Source organism: Acinetobacter sp. ANC 4173, from assembly GCF_004331255.1.
In the GTDB taxonomy this organism is placed as follows: domain Bacteria; phylum Pseudomonadota; class Gammaproteobacteria; order Pseudomonadales; family Moraxellaceae; genus Acinetobacter.
Genome location: NZ_SJOF01000007.1, coordinates 127,645 through 145,524, shown reverse-complemented (window position 1 = coordinate 145,524; position 17,880 = coordinate 127,645). Strand labels below are relative to the sequence as shown.

16 protein-coding genes are annotated in these 17,880 nt (G+C 40.4%); 6 read left to right on the top strand and 10 right to left on the bottom strand.

Annotation, left to right across the window (positions count from 1 at the left end):
* Positions 1-2: 2 nt before the first annotated feature.
* The 3 genes from cyoA to ppsA all read right to left on the bottom strand — a co-directional run bounded on the left by cyoA (position 3) and on the right by ppsA (position 4,578).
* Entirely contained in the window at positions 3-1,073 is a 1,071-nt protein-coding gene (gene cyoA / locus E0H94_RS10205) for a ubiquinol oxidase subunit II (RefSeq protein ID WP_131326429.1), read from the bottom strand.
* A gap of 299 nt (positions 1,074-1,372) precedes the next feature.
* On the bottom strand, positions 1,373-2,128 hold the full coding sequence (locus E0H94_RS10200) for an RDD family protein (protein ID WP_131326428.1): 756 nt from the start codon (positions 2,126-2,128) through the stop codon (positions 1,373-1,375).
* A 71-nt stretch (positions 2,129-2,199) separates the two neighbouring features.
* A complete protein-coding gene (ppsA, locus tag E0H94_RS10195) occupies positions 2,200-4,578 on the bottom strand; it encodes a phosphoenolpyruvate synthase (protein ID WP_131326427.1) in 2,379 nt (792 codons plus the stop codon).
* Positions 4,579-4,733: 155 nt separating this feature from the next.
* Between ppsA and E0H94_RS10190 the strand changes: the two genes are divergently transcribed.
* On the top strand, positions 4,734-5,570 hold the full coding sequence (locus E0H94_RS10190; RefSeq protein ID WP_131326426.1) for a pyruvate, water dikinase regulatory protein: 837 nt from the start codon (positions 4,734-4,736) through the stop codon (positions 5,568-5,570).
* Positions 5,571-5,701: 131 nt separating this feature from the next.
* Here the strand turns inward: E0H94_RS10190 and E0H94_RS10185 are convergent, their stop codons facing one another.
* The 4 genes from E0H94_RS10185 to E0H94_RS10170 all read right to left on the bottom strand — a co-directional run bounded on the left by E0H94_RS10185 (position 5,702) and on the right by E0H94_RS10170 (position 8,764).
* Positions 5,702-6,268 carry a flavoprotein gene (locus E0H94_RS10185; RefSeq protein ID WP_131326425.1) on the bottom strand — a complete coding sequence of 189 codons (567 nt, stop codon included), beginning with the start codon at positions 6,266-6,268 and terminating at the stop codon, positions 5,702-5,704.
* 188 nt (positions 6,269-6,456) lie between these two features.
* Positions 6,457-7,455 carry an LLM class flavin-dependent oxidoreductase gene (locus E0H94_RS10180; RefSeq protein ID WP_131326424.1) on the bottom strand — a complete coding sequence of 333 codons (999 nt, stop codon included), beginning with the start codon at positions 7,453-7,455 and terminating at the stop codon, positions 6,457-6,459.
* 125 nt (positions 7,456-7,580) lie between these two features.
* Positions 7,581-8,093, bottom strand: a complete 513-nt coding sequence (locus tag E0H94_RS10175) for a hypothetical protein (protein WP_131326423.1) — start codon at positions 8,091-8,093, stop codon at positions 7,581-7,583.
* Between the two features lie 239 nt (positions 8,094-8,332).
* The gene (locus E0H94_RS10170) at positions 8,333-8,764 is read right to left on the bottom strand and encodes a glycine zipper domain-containing protein (RefSeq protein WP_131326422.1); all 432 of its coding nucleotides are present in this window, start codon (positions 8,762-8,764) and stop codon (positions 8,333-8,335) included.
* 352 nt (positions 8,765-9,116) lie between these two features.
* Between E0H94_RS10170 and prfA the strand changes: the two genes are divergently transcribed.
* Together prfA and prmC are read left to right on the top strand one after the other, a co-directional pair.
* Positions 9,117-10,205, top strand: a complete 1,089-nt coding sequence (gene prfA / locus E0H94_RS10165; RefSeq protein WP_131326421.1) for a peptide chain release factor 1 — start codon at positions 9,117-9,119, stop codon at positions 10,203-10,205.
* The gene (prmC, locus tag E0H94_RS10160; RefSeq protein WP_131326420.1) at positions 10,205-11,020 is read left to right on the top strand and encodes a peptide chain release factor N(5)-glutamine methyltransferase; all 816 of its coding nucleotides are present in this window, start codon (positions 10,205-10,207) and stop codon (positions 11,018-11,020) included. Before prfA ends, prmC begins: the two co-directional genes overlap by 1 nt.
* 122 nt (positions 11,021-11,142) lie before the next feature.
* On the opposite strand, the gene E0H94_RS10155 is transcribed toward prmC, so the two are convergent.
* The 3 genes from E0H94_RS10155 to E0H94_RS10145 all read right to left on the bottom strand — a co-directional run bounded on the left by E0H94_RS10155 (position 11,143) and on the right by E0H94_RS10145 (position 13,742).
* Positions 11,143-12,054, bottom strand: coding sequence for a bestrophin family protein (locus tag E0H94_RS10155; RefSeq protein WP_131326419.1), 912 nt, complete (start codon positions 12,052-12,054; stop codon positions 11,143-11,145).
* Between the two features lie 137 nt (positions 12,055-12,191).
* A complete protein-coding gene (locus tag E0H94_RS10150) occupies positions 12,192-12,542 on the bottom strand; it encodes a hypothetical protein (protein WP_131326418.1) in 351 nt (116 codons plus the stop codon).
* A 180-nt stretch (positions 12,543-12,722) separates the two neighbouring features.
* Entirely contained in the window at positions 12,723-13,742 is a 1,020-nt protein-coding gene (locus E0H94_RS10145) for an AraC family transcriptional regulator (protein ID WP_131326417.1), read from the bottom strand.
* Positions 13,743-13,881: 139 nt separating this feature from the next.
* Here E0H94_RS10145 and E0H94_RS10140 point away from each other — a divergent pair, with 139 nt between their 5' ends.
* From E0H94_RS10140 to E0H94_RS10130, 3 genes are all read left to right on the top strand, one after another.
* Positions 13,882-14,652, top strand: a complete 771-nt coding sequence (locus E0H94_RS10140) for a 3-hydroxyacyl-CoA dehydrogenase (RefSeq protein ID WP_131326416.1) — start codon at positions 13,882-13,884, stop codon at positions 14,650-14,652.
* An 81-nt stretch (positions 14,653-14,733) separates the two neighbouring features.
* A complete protein-coding gene (locus E0H94_RS10135) occupies positions 14,734-15,870 on the top strand; it encodes an acyl-CoA dehydrogenase family protein (RefSeq protein WP_131326415.1) in 1,137 nt (378 codons plus the stop codon).
* Positions 15,871-16,066: 196 nt separating this feature from the next.
* Entirely contained in the window at positions 16,067-17,710 is a 1,644-nt protein-coding gene (locus tag E0H94_RS10130) for an AMP-binding protein (RefSeq protein ID WP_131326413.1), read from the top strand.
* Positions 17,711-17,880: the final 170 nt, after the last annotated feature.

The following is a 17,880-nucleotide window of genomic DNA, read 5'->3' as shown; positions in this document are numbered from 1 at the left end:
TCTTATTCCCCTACAGCCGATGAAGCAGGTTCAACTGCGGCATGTGCTTCAGCAGCAGCCCCGTGAGCACCCGCAGTAGCTGAATGATCAGCACCGTGATAGTTACTCATGTATTTGTTGATTACTGATTCAAACAAGCCTTTTTCAACAGAAGAGTAGTAAGTCACTGGATGTGGCTTAGTTGGATAAGGCTTCATTGCTTCAGCAGCAGCCTTTTCTTCTGGAGTAGTCGCTTTAGCGATAAGAACTTCGATCTGATGATGCGAACGGTTGCCATCACGCAAGGTTGCAAATTCAGCTTGGTCTAAAATACCTTTTTGAATTGCTTCAGGGTTAATTGAACTACCGTTGCCTGCTTTCACAGCTGCGACCCAATCAGCAAACTGAGCTTCAGTCACTGAATGCGCACGGAAACGCATTTGAGAGAAGCCATAACCTGAGTAGTTAGAAGAGAAACCGCGGTAGCCTTCAGCAGGGCTAGTTTCATCTGCTAATAAATGCAGGTGAGTTTGCATGCCAGCCATAGTATAAATTTGGCCAGAAAGTGCAGGAATGAAGAACGAGTTCATTGTGAAGTTAGACGTCAAACGCAAGTTCACAGGAGTTTTCTCTGGGAAGCGAATTTCGTTAACAGTCGCAATTTCTTGTTCTGGATAGATAAAGATCCACTTAAACTGTTCAGCGATAACTTGAACGGTTAATGGTGCTTTATCAGAATCGATTGGACGGTACGGGTCATACTTGTGTGAACCCCACCAAGTTAACCAAGCTAGAATACCAATAATAATAACTGGAACACCCCAAACTACAATTTCAATAGCAGTTGAGTGTGCCCAAGTAGGTTTATAGTCTGCATCTTTATTCGACGAACGATATTTCCAACCAAACCATAATGCCATTAAGATCGATGGAATAACGACCAATAGCATTAAATAGATCGCAGTCATCATCAGGTCACTTTGACCTTGCGCAACTGGACCTTTAGAGTTTAGAAGTACCATATCACCACCACACCCAGTTAAGAGTGCAGCAATCGTTGATAAAGACAATACAGCTAAAATTGTTTGTCTCATTTTACAACCTCGGTGAAGAGTCCCATTCCCTAAATAATATGGGATAGCGATTAAAGTGTCGCATGATTGAGAATTTTGTTTTTGAATGAAAAAAATTCTCAAGCATGTGACACCGCTACGTTGTAGGGCATTATGCCTGATATCGTTAAACTAAGCTATATATAAAGTCGCTTTAAATGTCTGTTATAAAACCTGATTTTAGTGGTCGGAATTAGTTGTTTCAGGTTTTTTTTTATTGAAATATCAAACTTATGTGTAAAAAAAGGGATGAACCGATCATCCCTTAATTTTAATCACGTTTATTGTTTTATCACGATGGTTTTTGCTAGTTTATCGTGCAATGTTTGTCGATTTTTTCCGAATGCGAATAAATAGTCGGCAATCGTAATAAATGGCATAAATAGCATGTTTAAAATGATAAATACAATACTGCGTAACAGAAAGATTCGCGTTAAATTCACTTTCTCGCCATTATTGGCATCTACAATTTTAATTCGCGTTAACTTTTTACCAATACTTTGTCCAGACTTTGCTAGAAAGAATGCCTGAATCGCTAGCATAATAATGATATAGGCAAACATGGTTTGCCACGCTTCGATTGGAATAAGCGTGAAAAGTTGCTGTTGCAATTGCATAGCTTGTGTGGAGGTGTCTGCAGCTTGCATTTTTTGCTGAATGCTAGCTAGCTCATTCACCTGATTGGCATTCAGAAAGAAAGAAGGAATTGCAGCTGCGGGCAGCCAAAGTAATAAATCAATGATTTTTGCTAACGCACGAATATTGACTGAAGCAAGTTCTGGTTTAGATACTTTGCCTTCAACTTTCGTTTGGATAATTGTGGAGTTCTGTAAAGGTATATGTGTTGGTGGAACATAACCTGTTGGTGTATATACAAGTTTCCCTTGGGTTAATTCACCTAAAGCTTTCCATTCCGTCATACCTTCATGCCAAGCCAAATCTGTTAAGAGTATTTGTTGGCTGGCAAGCATTTGATTCAACTGTTCTAAAGTGTATGGACCAGCTTGTTGATTATTTCGTGCCAAGTAAATTTGCATAAAAATAAAATCTCAAAAAATGAAAAGAGAAAAAAAGACCCAACTAATGGGTCTTTTTTTAACATGTTTTCTTAAGCTTGTTGAGCTTTTTCTTCGGCAAGGAAGAACCAAGTGTCTAAAACTGAATCTGGGTTAAGTGAAACAGACTCAATTCCTTGTTCCATCAACCATTTTGCAAGGTCAGGATGGTCAGACGGACCTTGACCACAAATACCTACATATTTACCAGCTTTCCGACATGCATGAATCGCCATTGAAAGTAATGCTTTAACAGCTGCATCACGTTCGTCAAATAGGTGAGAAACAATACCTGAGTCACGATCCAGACCCAATGTAAGCTGAGTTAAGTCATTAGAACCGATAGAGAAGCCATCAAAGTGTTCAAGGAATTGTTCAGCTAACAGTGCATTAGTTGGTAATTCACACATCATGATTACTTTCAGACCATTTTCACCACGCTTAAGACCATTCTGAGCAAGCAATTCAATGACACGTTTTGCTTCATGTACAGTACGAACGAATGGGATCATGATCTGAATATTGGTCAAACCCATTTCATCGCGTGCTTTTTTCAATGCACGGCATTCTAATTCGAAACAATCACGGAAATTTTCAGAAACATAACGGCTTGCACCGCGGAAACCAAGCATTGGGTTTTCTTCTTCTGGCTCGTAAAGCTTACCGCCAATCAAGTTCGCATATTCATTTGACTTAAAGTCAGACATACGAACAATCACAGGCTTGTCAGCAAATGCAGCAGCAAGTGTCGAAATACCTTCTACAAGTTTCTCAACGTAAAATTCAATTGGAGAAGCATAACCCGCAGTACGAGCCAAGACTGCTGCACGAGTTTCACGCGGTAAGCTGTCAATATTTAACAAGGCTTTAGGGTGTACACCAATCATACGGTTAATAATAAATTCTAAACGCGCAAGACCAATACCTTCGTTAGGAATTTGTGCAAAGTCAAATGCACGGTCAGGGTTACCTACGTTCATCATAATTTTGAACGGAAGTTTTGGCATAGAGTTAATTGAGTTACGTTGAATTTCGAAATCTAACGAACCTTCGTAAATAAAGCCAGTATCACCTTCAGCACATGAAACAGTCACTTCTTGGCCATCGGTTAAAACTTCGGTTGCATTGCCACAACCAACAATTGCAGGCACACCAAGTTCACGTGCAATAATTGCTGCGTGACAAGTACGACCACCACGGTTTGTAACAATTGCAGCAGCACGTTTCATTACTGGTTCCCAATCTGGGTCAGTCATGTCAGAAACAAGTACGTCGCCTTCTTGGACTTTGTCCATTTCTTTAATAGACGTCACAATGCGTACTTTACCAGAACCGATACGTTGACCGATTGAGCGACCTTCACAGATTACAGTACCTTTTTGCTTAAGCAGGTAGCGTTCCATGGTGCCGACATTTTCACGGCTTTTTACTGTCTCAGGACGTGCTTGAACGATATAGATTAGACCGTCGTCACCATCTTTTGCCCATTCAATATCCATAGGTGCTTGATAGTGTTCTTCAATGATCAATGCTTGTTTAGCAAGCTCTTGAAGTTCGTGATCATTTAACGCAAATTGTTGACGTTCTGCTTTTTCAACATCAACCACGACCACTGATTTTCCAGCAGCACCTTCTTCACCATACACCATTTTTTGGTGCTTAGATCCAAGATTACGACGCAAAATAGCATGTTTGCCATTTTTAAGAAGGGGCTTAGAAATATAGAATTCATCAGGGTTTACAGCGCCCTGTACAACCATTTCGCCCAAACCATAAGAAGCAGTAATAAATACAGCATCACGGAAGCCTGATTCTGTATCTAGAGTAAACATTACACCCGCTGCACCAGTTTCTGAGCGAACCATACGTTGGATGCCTGCAGATAATGCAACAATGTCATGCGCGAAGTTTTGGTGAACACGGTAAGCAATAGCACGGTCGTTATAAAGTGAAGCGAAAACTTCTTTGATCGCGATAAGAACATTATCAATGCCGCGAATGTTCAAGAAAGTTTCCTGCTGACCTGCAAAAGATGCATCAGGTAAATCTTCTGCTGTTGCAGATGAACGAACGGCAACCGCGATATCAGGGTTGCCGTTTGAAAGGGTAGCGAAAGCGTCGCGGACTTCCTTTTCAAGTCCTGCCGTAAGCGGGGTGTCGACAATCCACTGACGGATTTTTGCACCAGTTTCTGCAAGTGCAATTACATCATCAACATTTAATGCTGCAAGTTCCGCGTTAATTTTAGCGTTAAGGCCACTTTGCTCGAGAAATTCACGATACGCAGCAGCAGTAGTAGCAAAGCCCCCAGGTACTGATACACCTGCATTTGCAAGGTGGCTAATCATCTCGCCCAGAGATGAGTTTTTGCCACCCACGAGCTCTACGTCGTGTTTCCCTAATTTTTCTAGACCAATTACGCGCGCTTCCAAAGTTGTTACTCCACTTTTGCAGTATTAATCACTATCTTGGCATGAATTTAAAACAAATCTGCTTAGCTTTTTAATTTTACTAAGCGACAGTCATGTAAGATCAGTTTACTATAATGATTATATAGCACTTAGACAAATATTTGAGGAGAATTTTAATGTCAGAAGGTAAACAAATAAAGCGAAGTGTGTTTTTTATTTCAGATGGAACTGCAATCACAGCAGAAACTCTCGGACACTCTTTACTGGCCCAGTTTCCAAATGTAGATTTTGACATTCATATTATTCCTTATATTACCTCTGAAGAAGCTGCAATGAATGTAGTTTCTGAGATTAATCAACGAGCTGAACGTGATGGACAAAAGCCATTAGTGTTCGATACTTTGGTTGATCCTTATGCGCGAGATATTATTAATACGGCCAATGCTGTAAATTTAGATGTGTTTGAAGGGCTAATTAGTAAGTTGTCTGAAGAGTTGGGTACACCACCTACAACTTTAGTCGGGCAAACCCATGCTGTGACGGATTCTGAATCGTATAAAGCGCGTATTGATGCTGTACATTTTGCGCTGGATAACGATGATGGCGCTCGTACCCGTCATTACGACAAAGCCGACTTAATTTTGATTGGGGTTTCTCGTTCAGGGAAGACACCAACATCCATTTATTTGTCATTACAATTTGGAATTCGTGTAGCAAACTATCCACTGACGGAAGAAGATTTGGATGACAACCGTTTACCTTCAGTATTGAAAGCACATAAGCATAAGCTGTTTGGGCTTATGATTGATGCTGAGCGCTTGGTTGCGATTCGTTCTGAGCGTAAAGCCAATAGCCGCTATGCAAGCTTTAGTCAATGTCAGATGGAATTACGCGCAATTGAGGGTATTTATATTTCGGAAGGAATAAAGTATTTGAATGTGTCTGAAATGTCGATTGAAGAAATTTCTACTCGTGTCTTACAAATGACGGGTCTAAAACGCCGCATCGGATAATATTGGATCAATCCAGTATTTATACAAAAAAGGAATGGCTTAATCCCCAATCTGAATAACTAGATTGGGTTGTTTTTTGTGCACAATTATTTTAATTATAAATATGAAACTTCATTTGGAGTAATCTGCAATTATTTAGGCAAATTTGTAGTGATAATTAAATCGACAGGATAAATAGAGCCATCTACACATTCAATGCAGCTCTCTGTAATTTTCTTGAGTGGCCAAGTAATCAGTCGACATTTTTCTTGTTGTAGTGCGTGGTAATAATCATCAGATTTTAGAAATTCTTTCTTTTCACGGGTAATGTTAGGGGTTAGTTGTCGTTTTAGCCAACAGTCTTTAATTTGAGAATCCAAAAAACGCAGGGCTAAGATACTTTTGATCCGAGTATTGATGAGGCGCTTATTTTTTATGAGCAATGGATGTTGCACATAGCGGCTATATTTATATTCTGACTGTGGAAGAATTAATGCTGGTTGTATCTGAAAAACATATACTAAGCTTGATTTATTGCGGATTTTTTCTAGTAAGGCCGCAATTTTTTGATCGATCCCAATAATAGCGACTCTTAGCCCGATGCAAGTATCTAGATTTAGTTCAGCCGATGTCTGTATTTGTCCTTTAAATATTTCATAATCTTGTGCTTGATGTTGAAAAATACGGCTGGACGTGTTCAGCTTACTAAATTGCTGCATGATTATTCCTTAATCATTTTTTATTGTCGGATTTTTTGTTTTTTTAATTGAATATTAATTCATCTACTGCGTAAAGTTGATTCAGCTACTCGGCAGTCATTTTTGAAAAATTGCTACTAGGGTAAATTCCAAAAGCCTAAGAAACATGCTCTTAGGCTTGATTGTGATTTAAAAGTTTGGATCAAATGTTATTTTTTAATGTCCATTAGATGGCTAAAGTTCGCTAAGCGTTTTTCAGTATCGTAAATATCACAGGTGAAAATAAACTCATCGACTTGATAGGTCTTGAGTAAATCTTCAAGACCCTCTTTTACGGTTTGAACTGAACCAATTTGTGCTAAGGCAAAGAAGTTATTCACGGACATTTTTTCAACGGGTGACCAGAGGTTCTGCATGCTTTCTACAGGGGGCTTAAGTTTTAGGCTATGTCCACGCATTAAGGCGAGTACACGTTGGAAGGCACTGGTCGCAAGATACTGAGCTTCTTCATCTGAGTCGGCAATGACTGTAGGCACGCCCATCGAAACATAAGGTTGATCCAGATATTCTGATGGTTGGAAATTATCACGGTAAAGTTGAATGGCTTGTCCGAGCATTCTTGGTGCAAAATGTGAAGCAAACGAGTAGGGTAAACCTAAACGTGCCGCTAATTGAGCGCTAAAAAGGCTAGAGCCTAAAAGCCAAACAGGGACATGAGTTGATTGACCTGGCGTAGCAACAATTTTTTGATTTTCTTCAGGCGCTTTAAAGTATTGCAATATTTCCGCGACATCTTGTGGAAATTGATCTTCAGTTTCTTGGCGCCCACGACGTAAAGCACGCATAGTGACTTGATCTGTACCTGGAGCACGACCTAAACCAAGCTCAATACGGTTAGGATAAAGCGTGGCTAAAGTCCCAAATTGTTCGGCAACCACAAGTGGTGCGTGATTAGGGAGCATGATCCCGCCCGAACCGACTTTAAGTGTTTGTGTGTTGGTAAGAATATAGCCCAGTAAGACGGCTGTCGCAGAGCTGGCAATACCATCCATATTGTGATGTTCAGCCAACCAAAAACGTTCAAAGCCCAATTTTTCAGCATGTTGAGCCAGTTCAAGAGCATGGTGTAGAGAAAAGGCAATACTTTTATCATCACGGACTGGGGCAAGTTCCAGAATTGAAAATTTGGTATTTTGTAGAGTAGGCATATCCAGACTCGAAAATTCTATATCGAAATAATACGATATAAGTGGGTTGTTGTATATCGTTTAATTTCGATATGTTGCCTGAGCCCAAAATAAAAGCATCCGAAGATGCTTTGTATTATGTAGGGTTAATCATCCCAACGTTTTTTCTTGTAGTGACCCAAATGGCGTCCATTGTCATGGCGGTAATGGCGATCATTGTAACGTGCATCGTCGTTATAGCGATAATTACGGTCTGAGCGATAGCCACGATTATCATAGCGTTCATCATCACGACGGTCTTCTGACACTTTACGTCCTAGCGCTGAACCACCAGCGGCACCTAAAGCTGCGCCAACATACCCACCATTGGTTCCTGCAACATTTTTACCTACAGTGTAACCCCCAGCACCACCGAGACCACCACCAATAGCGGCAGAAGTTCGATTTCGTCGATCACTCGCAGCAGCGGCGCCACCAGCACCACCGACAGCAGCACCAATCATTGCACCTGTTGTGCCACCCAGTTGTTTACCGATTGCTGTGCCTGCGACACTACCTAAAGCAGATGTTGCTGCAACTCGAGTACCATTATCGGCATAAGCCGTCCCCATCATTGTGGTCGCGATTAATGAGGCATAAATTACATGATTCAGTTTCATGACAAACTCCATTTTTTCATAGTGCTATGTGCTTGAGTCCAATTTAAAAGAGTTAAGCGAATTAAAATGAAAGGCTTTGTGTGTGTGCATGAGGGTTTTGTCATTACTTTGTGTTGCTTCTTCATAACAAATTCACAATTACAGTTTTATAGAAACCATCATTTCAATTTCAGATCCAACTTTTTTAATTCAACATAAAACAAGCACCTAACGGTGCTTGAATGCTTGGACTGTCGGAATTAACGGTAGTGACGGTGGCGTTTTTTCCATTTGCGTGATGATTTGGCTTTTTCTTCAGCTTTATCTTTAGAAATTTTGTTGCCTAATGCAGCACCGCCAGCAGCACCTAGTGCAGAACCAATGTAACCACCGCTAGTACCACCCATACTTTTACCGACGGTATAACCTGTACCACCACCTAAAGCACCACCAATAGCAGACTCTGTGCGGTTACGTCTGTCGCTTGCTACAGCAGCACCACCAGCACCACCAAGTGCTGCACCAATGGTTGCACCCGTATTGCCACCCATGCTTTTACCAACAGCAGTACCCGCAACACTACCTAGTGCACTTGCTGCTGCAACACGTGTTGTACTATCAGCGTGAGTGTTCATTGCTAACATTGAAGATGCTGCCAATGCAGTACTTAATAAAACAACATTTAGTTTCATCGTATTCTCCACGTCCAAAAATGCGGACGAAATTTTTTGATGTGGCAAATCTAACAAAACGCATCGTTATAAATGTGGAGAGCAAGGCGCTAAGTTGTGCTGTTAAGTGGGTGCTTTGTATGAGTTTGATTAAAATCGTTCATTTTATGACTGATTTATCATTATGTGGGTAAATAAGCAGCAATATTGTTAAGGGATAGAAGGATAAATGATGAAGAAAGTGAACGCTTCGGGAGCTTATTTATCAGCATAATAGATATGTCAATTAAAGGGCAGAATCGGTAAACTATGCGCAAATTTGAAATTATGCAGCCTGATTTAGACTGCCTGAGTTATTGAGATAGATTAAACAATGAAAGAATCGTTACGTTTGCGATTAGATCAGCTTTCTGACCGTCATGAAGAGTTAACAGCATTATTGGCCGATGCTGAGGTTATTTCGGATAACAAGCGTTTTCGTCAATTATCACGCGAACATAGTGATTTAAGTGAAATTACAGAAGTTTGGGCGAAGTACAGACAAGCAGAAGAAGACATCGAAACTGCAAATGCCATGTTGTCTGATCCAGACTTTAAGGAAATGGCTCAAGAAGAAATTAAGGAAAATAAAGCAATCATTGAACAGCTTGAAGCTGATCTCAATATTTTGATGATTCCTAAGGATCCAAATGATGCGAATTCTGCCTATTTAGAAATCCGTGCGGGAACGGGTGGTGATGAAGCTGCCATTTTCTCAGGTGATTTGTTCCGTATGTACAGCAAGTATGCTGAATCGAAAGGTTGGCGTATTGAAGTACTTTCAGAAAATGAAGGCGAACATGGTGGTTATAAAGAAGTTATCTGCCTAGTGAATGGTGAAGGGGTGTATGGTCGTTTGAAGTTTGAAAGTGGCGCTCACCGTGTACAACGTGTCCCTGCGACGGAGTCACAAGGTCGAGTACATACTTCAGCATGTACGGTTGCGATTTTACCTGAGATTGATGTAGATACGACTGTAGATATCAATCCTTCTGACTTGCGTATTGATACTTATCGCGCATCAGGCGCTGGTGGTCAGCACGTCAACAAAACAGATTCGGCTGTTCGTATTACCCACATTCCTACAGGAACTGTAGTGGAATGCCAAGAAGAACGTTCACAGCATAAAAACAAAGCCAAAGCCATGGCTTTACTGGCTTCACGTTTAGAAAATGCCAAACGTGCTGCGGCTGATGCTGCAACTTCTGAAATGCGTCGCGATTTGGTGGGTTCGGGTGACCGTTCTGAGCGAATCCGTACTTATAACTATCCGCAAGGTCGCATGACTGACCATCGCATCAACTTAACTTTATATAAGTTGGATGCTGTGATGGAAGGTGATTTAAACGAATTGCTCGATAGTCTGCATCGTGAATATCAGGCAGATCAATTGGCAATGCTTGCACAGCAAAATGGTGGCTAATGAATATTGCACAGGCATTAGCCTTACGTGGAGAGGCTGAAAGTTATGAGCGTCAAGAGAATGCTTGGTTACTTGAGCATATTCTCAAAATTGATGCTTTTGATTTATCCCTCAAATCTGCACAAGAACTCACCGCAGAGCAAGAGCAAGATTATGTAAATGGTTTGGCTCGGATTGTAGCGGGCGAACCTTTGGCTTATGTCACGGGTTCACAACCATTTTGGACATTAGACCTGACGGTGACTAAAGATACTTTGGTCCCTCGCCCAGATACTGAAGTATTGGTAGAAACCGTTTTACGTCTTGATTTGCCCGAAGATACTCGTGTTGTGGATTTAGGTACAGGTACGGGTGCAATCGCATTGTCATTGGCAAGTGAGCGTCCAAACTGGTCTGTGGTTGCAACAGACATTTATGAACCGACTTTGGAAGTTGCCCTGCAGAATGCCGAAAAGCATGATTTAACACAGGTGAAGTTCTTTTTAGGCAGTTGGTTTGCTGCATTGAATCGTCAATATTTTGATGTGATTGTGTCTAATCCACCATATATTGATGCAAAAGATGAGCATATGTTGAATCTAGCTGCTGAACCTGAACGAGCTTTGGTTGCGGACAAACAAGGCTTGGCAGATATTGAGCATATTATTCAGCAAGGTAAAAAATGGCTAGCCGCACAAGGTTGGATTGTACTTGAACATGGCTATGATCAGGGGGAAGCGGTACGTAATATCTTTAAAGCGGCAGGTTTTAAAGAAGTCAGAACAGTCAAAGATTATGGTGGAAATGACCGTGTAACTTTGGGGCAACTGCAGTAATTGTACTGTTTTATAGCTGCAAAATTTAAAAAGCACGACCCAACGGTTGTGCTTTTTTATGTTATTGGAAATAGAAAATAAATCGCGTTCTCAGCATGTTGTACAGTCTAGAATGTGCAAGATTAAGTTAAATTATGATGAGTTGGTTGAATTACAGGTGGTAGTTCAATATCAAGAGATTCTGACATTTCCCGCTCAATTAAACGTACAATTGAATTAAGTGGTAAGTCGTTGTCTTGTAAGCCAAAGGGTTCTTCAATTTGTGAACTTAATGCATCTAAACCCAAAAATAAATAAGCAATCAAGCCCACTAAAATGGGAGTCCAAATCCCTAAACTGGCTTCAAGACTAAAAGGTAAAATAAAACAAAAACAATAAACGGTACGATGTAAAAGCACTGAATATGAAAAAGGCAAAGGGGTGCTTAAAATACGGTCACAACCTGCTTGAATATTGCCTAATTCGACAATATGTTGATTTAGACTATTGTAAATAATGTCAGATATTTCTGTGTTACGTAATGCGAGGACTAAATCTTTTTGAATGACTTCAAGCACATATTGTGCAGCATTAATTTTTTTGCTGAGTTGTTGCAACTGTGTTGAATTAAAATCCACTTTATCGTGATAAAACTTGAAAGATTGAGGCTGCTCTCTAAGACGATCACGTAATAAATGGGTAAACAGCATGACGCGATACATTAAGATGTCGCGACGTTCAGTACTGAGAACATGCGAATCACGAGAGATATGGCGTGAATTGGCAATTAATGCACCCCAGAGTTTGCGTCCTTCCCACCAACGGTCATAACAGGCGTTATTACGGAAACTTAAAAAGATGGAGAGGATGATACCGAAAATGGTAAAGCCAATCGCTGGAACCGCAGGAATAGTAAAGTATTGATGTGAAGAGAGATAAACCAGAATTGCTGAAATCAATATGACGATTAATAGTGCAGGGAGTACTTTAGGAAGTATGGTGCCAGACCATGCGAAAAGTAATTTGAAACTATTATTTTTATCTCGAACAATCATTGATCTATACCATCTCTATCACAACGACAGTGTTCCATAGACAAACTGTGCTGTGCAAGAGATAGTGAAGTCATTTATAAGAAAAGACGGCAACAATGTCGTCTTTTCCACTTCATTCTAATAGCTAAAATAATGTACTAAACGAAATAATCCGCTGGAATTTCGGAAATCTCAACTTTCGATAACGCATCAATTTCTTCTGCTAAACAAAGCGCGACAATTTTAGAGGTATGAGTAAGCATTGTGCCTTGAGTCAGATTTTCACCTGTTTTTAAGCGCAGAATAGCTTCATCGCTTAGCTCGAGTGCCTTCGCTTTTGCCATAGCATCATGTTGCGAAAAAAATTGAGCAATCACATTTTGTAGCTCAACTTCAGAAATATTGAGCAGGCTTTGACTAAATAATTCATCTAATGCTGTTGGGGAGTTCAGAGAATGGGTGAAATTTTGCACGAGATTTTGATCAAGTACATCAATCATCTTAAACATAACGTTTACCTTTAAGTTAAGGCGATAAATAAAACAGGAAGAGTACAGCCGAAAATAAGCATAAAACTATGCTTTAGAATTGAGTGAAAAATATACTAATATGGCGCAATTTGCAATTCAATCTAGATGACTGAGCAGTAATAAAAAAGTTATGGCTTTATCATTTCTTTGTGAGCATGTTTATTCTTTCGATTGACGATAAGCACCAGGACTTAGCCCCGTCCATTTTTTAAAAGCACGATGGAAAGCACTTGGGTCATGAAAATACAGTTCATCACTAATTTCATGTAGTGGTTTATCGGTTTTAGTTAAAAGTTCAATGGCTGTATCGCGACGAATATCATTTTTTAATTGTTGATAATTACAGCCTTCACTATTAAGTCGGCGGCGCACCGTTGCTTCAGACATATTGAGCTGTTGTGCCAATGCATTCAGTTCAATCCACTCCGAAGGCGGGGCTTGCAGTAAGTATTTACGAACTTGAGTGCTGAGCGCATGTGGGTTTTTAAAACGGACCAAGAGATTATGTGGCGTTTGTGAAATGAACTCATACCACGATTTTTTATCCTGCTTAATCTTAATATTTAAATAGTCTCGATCAAATTCTACAACGTTTTGTTCTGCAAAATAGACAATGTTGGAACAGAACCGAATACGGTAATCTTCATCTGTTATCGGTTTTTCGCACTTGAGTTGGATTAAGTTGAGAGGAATACGTTGACTGGCTAACCAACACATTAAAGTATGAATTAACATCAGATAAGTCGCATAACTGAACATGCGCTTTGGCTGCTTTTTATCATGAATAATAATCCGTGCAATATGTTGCTCAAGAATTAATTCGCTTTGGAAATCATCTAAAATTAAATTGAAGAATTTCAAAATATCTTTAAGTGCTTTTTCAAGCGTTTCGTTCTGCATAACGGCTTTAGAAATAAATTGATAGCTACCACGTCGCACAGCGTGGTAATCCATACCAAAAAACTCATCATCCATACGATTAGCCAGTTCAATCCAAAGTTGGGCATATTGTGAAATAGAAACCCGAGCTTTATTGGATTGCATTAATTCTGTGGGGATGCCTGCACTGTGTAAAATTTCCTGAATATTGAGTCCTTGGTGGTGTGCAGAAAGTACTGCCTCTTGTACCAAGGTCATTGAAATGCTGCCTTTGTCAAAAAATAATTGTTGTTCGCGCATGTAAAAATCCAAATCTTTCGACATTCCACTGTCCAAATCCATCATTAATAATGCAATATTTGGAAATTGTACTCAAGCTTGACAGTGTTTACTCTGAAGCTAAAGTCGAGTATGAACTTAAAAAAGATAGGACAGGGAAATGAAAATTCAGAATAAAGTTTTTGTGGTCACAGGTGGTGCTTCGGGTTTAGGTGCAGCAACGGTTAAATATCTGATACATGCAGGTGCCCGTGTTGCTTTTGTCGATATGAATCAAGAACTGGGCTATGCCTTAAAACAACATTTGGGTGAAAACGCGAAGTTTTACCCTTTAGATGTCACCAATGAACATACCGTGAAATCTTTCTTTTTAAATGTAGAGCAAGATTTTGGTCAACTGAATGGCTTGGTCAATTGTGCTGGCATTGCGCCGTCAGCAAAAATATTAGTGCGTGATGGTTTACATGACTTGGCGATGTTTCAAAAAGTCCTAGAGGTGAATGTCACAGGTAGCTTTAATATGATTCGTTTTGCTGTGGAATTGATGGCGAAATATGAATTGAAAAATGATGAAGAAGATCGAGGCGTGATTATTAATACAGCTTCCGTTGCTGCATACGATGGTCAAATTGGTCAGGCGGCTTATTCAGCTTCAAAAGGTGCAATTGTGGCCATGACTTTACCGCTTGCACGTGAACTGTCGCGTAATGCGATACGTGTAATGACCATTGCCCCCGGCATTATGGAAACCCCGATGCTTAAAGGTATGCCACAAAACGTGCAAGACGCTTTAGGACAAATGGTGCCGTTTCCACCACGTTTGGCCAAACCAGAAGAATTTGCCAGTCTGGTTGGACACATTGTTGAAAATACGTATTTGAATGGCGAAGTGATTCGTCTAGATGGTGCGATTCGTATGGCGCCGAAATAAAACTAAATACGTGCATAGATAATAAGTTCGCACAATTCGGATGTGCAACAGACAGAATAGAGAACAAATAAGAGTATTTACATGATTTTAAATGATGAGCAAAAAATGGTTCAGGAGATGCTGCGCGATTTTTCGCAGACACAACTGAAACCTACTGCGGCTGAGCGTGATAGAACTGGGCAATTTCCTGCCGAAGAATTAAAGCAGTTGGGTGAATTGGGAGCATTGGGTATGACCATACCACTCGAATGGGGTGGTGCAGGTCTGGATTATGTCTCACTGGTCTTAGCCATTGAAGAAATTGCAGCAGGTGACGGTGCAATTTCCACGATTGTTAGTGTACAAAACTCATTGCCATGTGGCATTACCTATAAATATGGTACAGAACAACAAAAACAGAAATATCTAGCAAAATTGGCAACAGGAGATTGGCTAGGATGTTTTTGTTTAACTGAGCCACAAGCAGGTTCTGATGCGGGAGCATTGCAATGTCGTGCAGAGCGTGATGGAGACATGTGGGTATTAAATGGAACCAAGCAGTTTATTACCACAGGCAAGTATGCACAGTTAGCAATTGTTTTTGCTGTGACGGATCAATCCGCAGGGAAAAAAGGCATTTCTTGCTTCCTCGTACCAACGGATACCTCGGGGTATATCGTATCGCGAATTGAGGAAAAAATGGGGCAGCATTGTTCAGATACAGCCACTATTGTGTTTGAGAATTGCCGAATTCCTGCGGAAAATATATTGGGTGAAGAGGGTCAAGGCTACAAGATAGCATTATCCAACTTAGAATCGGGCCGTATTGGTATTGCGGCGCAGTCTGTCGGTATGGCTCGTGCGGCTTTAGATTCGGCCATTGAATACGCCAATGAACGTAAGACTTTTGGGGTGGAGTTGGTACAGCATCAAGCTGTGGCTTTCCGTTTGGCCGACATGGCAACACAAATTGAAGCAGCACGACAACTGATTTTGCATGCTGCAAGTTTAAAAGATGCGGGACAGCCCTGTCTAAAAGAAGCCTCAATGGCTAAATTGTTTGCATCTACTATGGCAGAAAGAGTTTGTTCCGACGCGATTCAAATTTATGGTGGCTATGGCTATGTGAATGATTTTCCAGTGGAACGTATTTATCGTGATGTGCGTGTTAGCCAAATTTATGAAGGTGCATCCGATATACAAAGACTGTTGATTGCTCGAGAGATTACCCAAGTTTAAACCAAATTTGCACATTGAGACGTTGTGTTCTTAATGTGCATAAAACAGCAATCAGATTGATGGATTTGGAAATTGATGCATCCTTCAAGGCATGATTAGCTAAGTACAGATCACCCAATTCTAAAATAGATTGTGGAAAACAATAAAAGCTAAAAATACAAGGCGAGGAGCTTTGTGCAAGGAAGAGGTTGTAGTCATGAAGACGTTAGTAGAAGCCCATCAAGAATTTAGTCTTGAAAAAGCAATTCAAGATCATTTAGTTGGAACTCCGCAAGCCCTAAATGCTTATGTTGAATGTTGTGCTCGTTATTTGGGACAGCATAAAACGGCTTTAATCTGGGAAGGTAAACAGGGTGAGTCGGAGCGTTGGAGCTTTGAACAGTTAAATGAAGCTTCAGGTAAATTGGCAAACTATTTCCTGCAATCTGGAATTCAGGCGGGGGATTGTATTGCAGGGCTTTTGCCACGAACCCCCGAGTTATTGATTACTGTGTTAGCGACTTGGCGTATTGGTGCAATTTATCAGCCTTTATTTACTGCATTTGAGTCTAAGGCGATTGAGCATCGTATTGAGGTTGCTAAAACAAAACTCATAGTCACTAATTCTGAACAACGATCTAAGCTGAATCATACCCATGTTGCTCAAATTCTGACTGTACATCGTGACAAACACAGCCTTAAAACCGATCCAGATTTTTGGCAAGAACTTAATGCGAAAGATGCAGAATGTCCTGCGGTAATGCGGCATTTTGATGATGATTTTTTGATGATGTTTACCTCGGGTACGACGGGTTTGGCGAAATCGGTTCCAGTACCATTACGTGCGATTTTAGCCTTTAAAGGCTATATGACCCATGCTGTAGATTTGCGTGAAGAAGATTCTTTTTGGAATCTGGCAGATCCAGGTTGGGCTTATGGTTTGTATTATGGTATTACAGGTCCGCTCAGTTTAGGTCATAGCATTATTATGGATGAACGCGCATTTAATGTAGATCAAGCCATTGAAGTAATTCAAAAACATAAAGTTTCTAATTTGACGGGTTCACCGACCGCTTTTCGAATGTTCTTTGGATTCAAAGAGAAATTTAATGCGTCAATTAAACAACATTTACGTGTGGTGAGTAGTGCAGGTGAACCACTGACGCCAGAAGTGATTCATTGGTTTAATCATGATTTAGACGTCAATATTTATGATCAATATGGTCAAACAGAACTTGGAATGGTCATTGCGAATCATCATGCATTAGCACATCCGAAAAAAGTAGGTTCTGCGGGCTTTGCCATCCCTGGGCATCGCTTCGCAGTCCTGAATGCACAGCATCAGGAAGTAAAACAGGGAGAAGTGGGGACTTTGGCAATCGATTGTTCACAATCCGCTTTATTCTGGTTCAAGGGCTATGATGGACAGAATCGTAAATCCTTTGTAGGAAACTATTATTTGACAGGTGATATGGTTCAACTGAATGAGTTCGGCGGTATAGACTTTATTGGACGTGATGATGATGTCATTACAACGTCAGGCTATCGTGTGGGGCCTTTTGATGTTGAAAGTACATTATTAGAGTGTGAGGAAGTGCTGGAGTCTGCTGTGATTGGTAAGCCAGATCCAGAGCGTACCGAAATTGTGAAAGCATTTGTTGTCTTGAAACCACAATATCTGCCGAGTGAACATTTGGATCAAAAATTACAGCAATATGTTCGCTCCCGCTTATCGAAACACGCTTATCCAAAAGAAATTGAATTTGTAGAAAGCCTACCTAAAACATCCAGCGGTAAAATCCAACGTAATCTTTTAAAACAGCAAGAGATTGCGTTACAGCAAATACAGCGAGCGTGCTAATACTTTTTGAACTAGATTAATTTTGCTCTTGCGCCCTTCGGGGCGTTTTTTTATATCAAGTACTTTATTTTGGGAATTTAAAAGATATTTTTCATGTGGTTAAAATATATAAAAAAACCTTTACAGACAATAAATGAGCGATATAATGCCAACCATTCTTGTGTAACTGT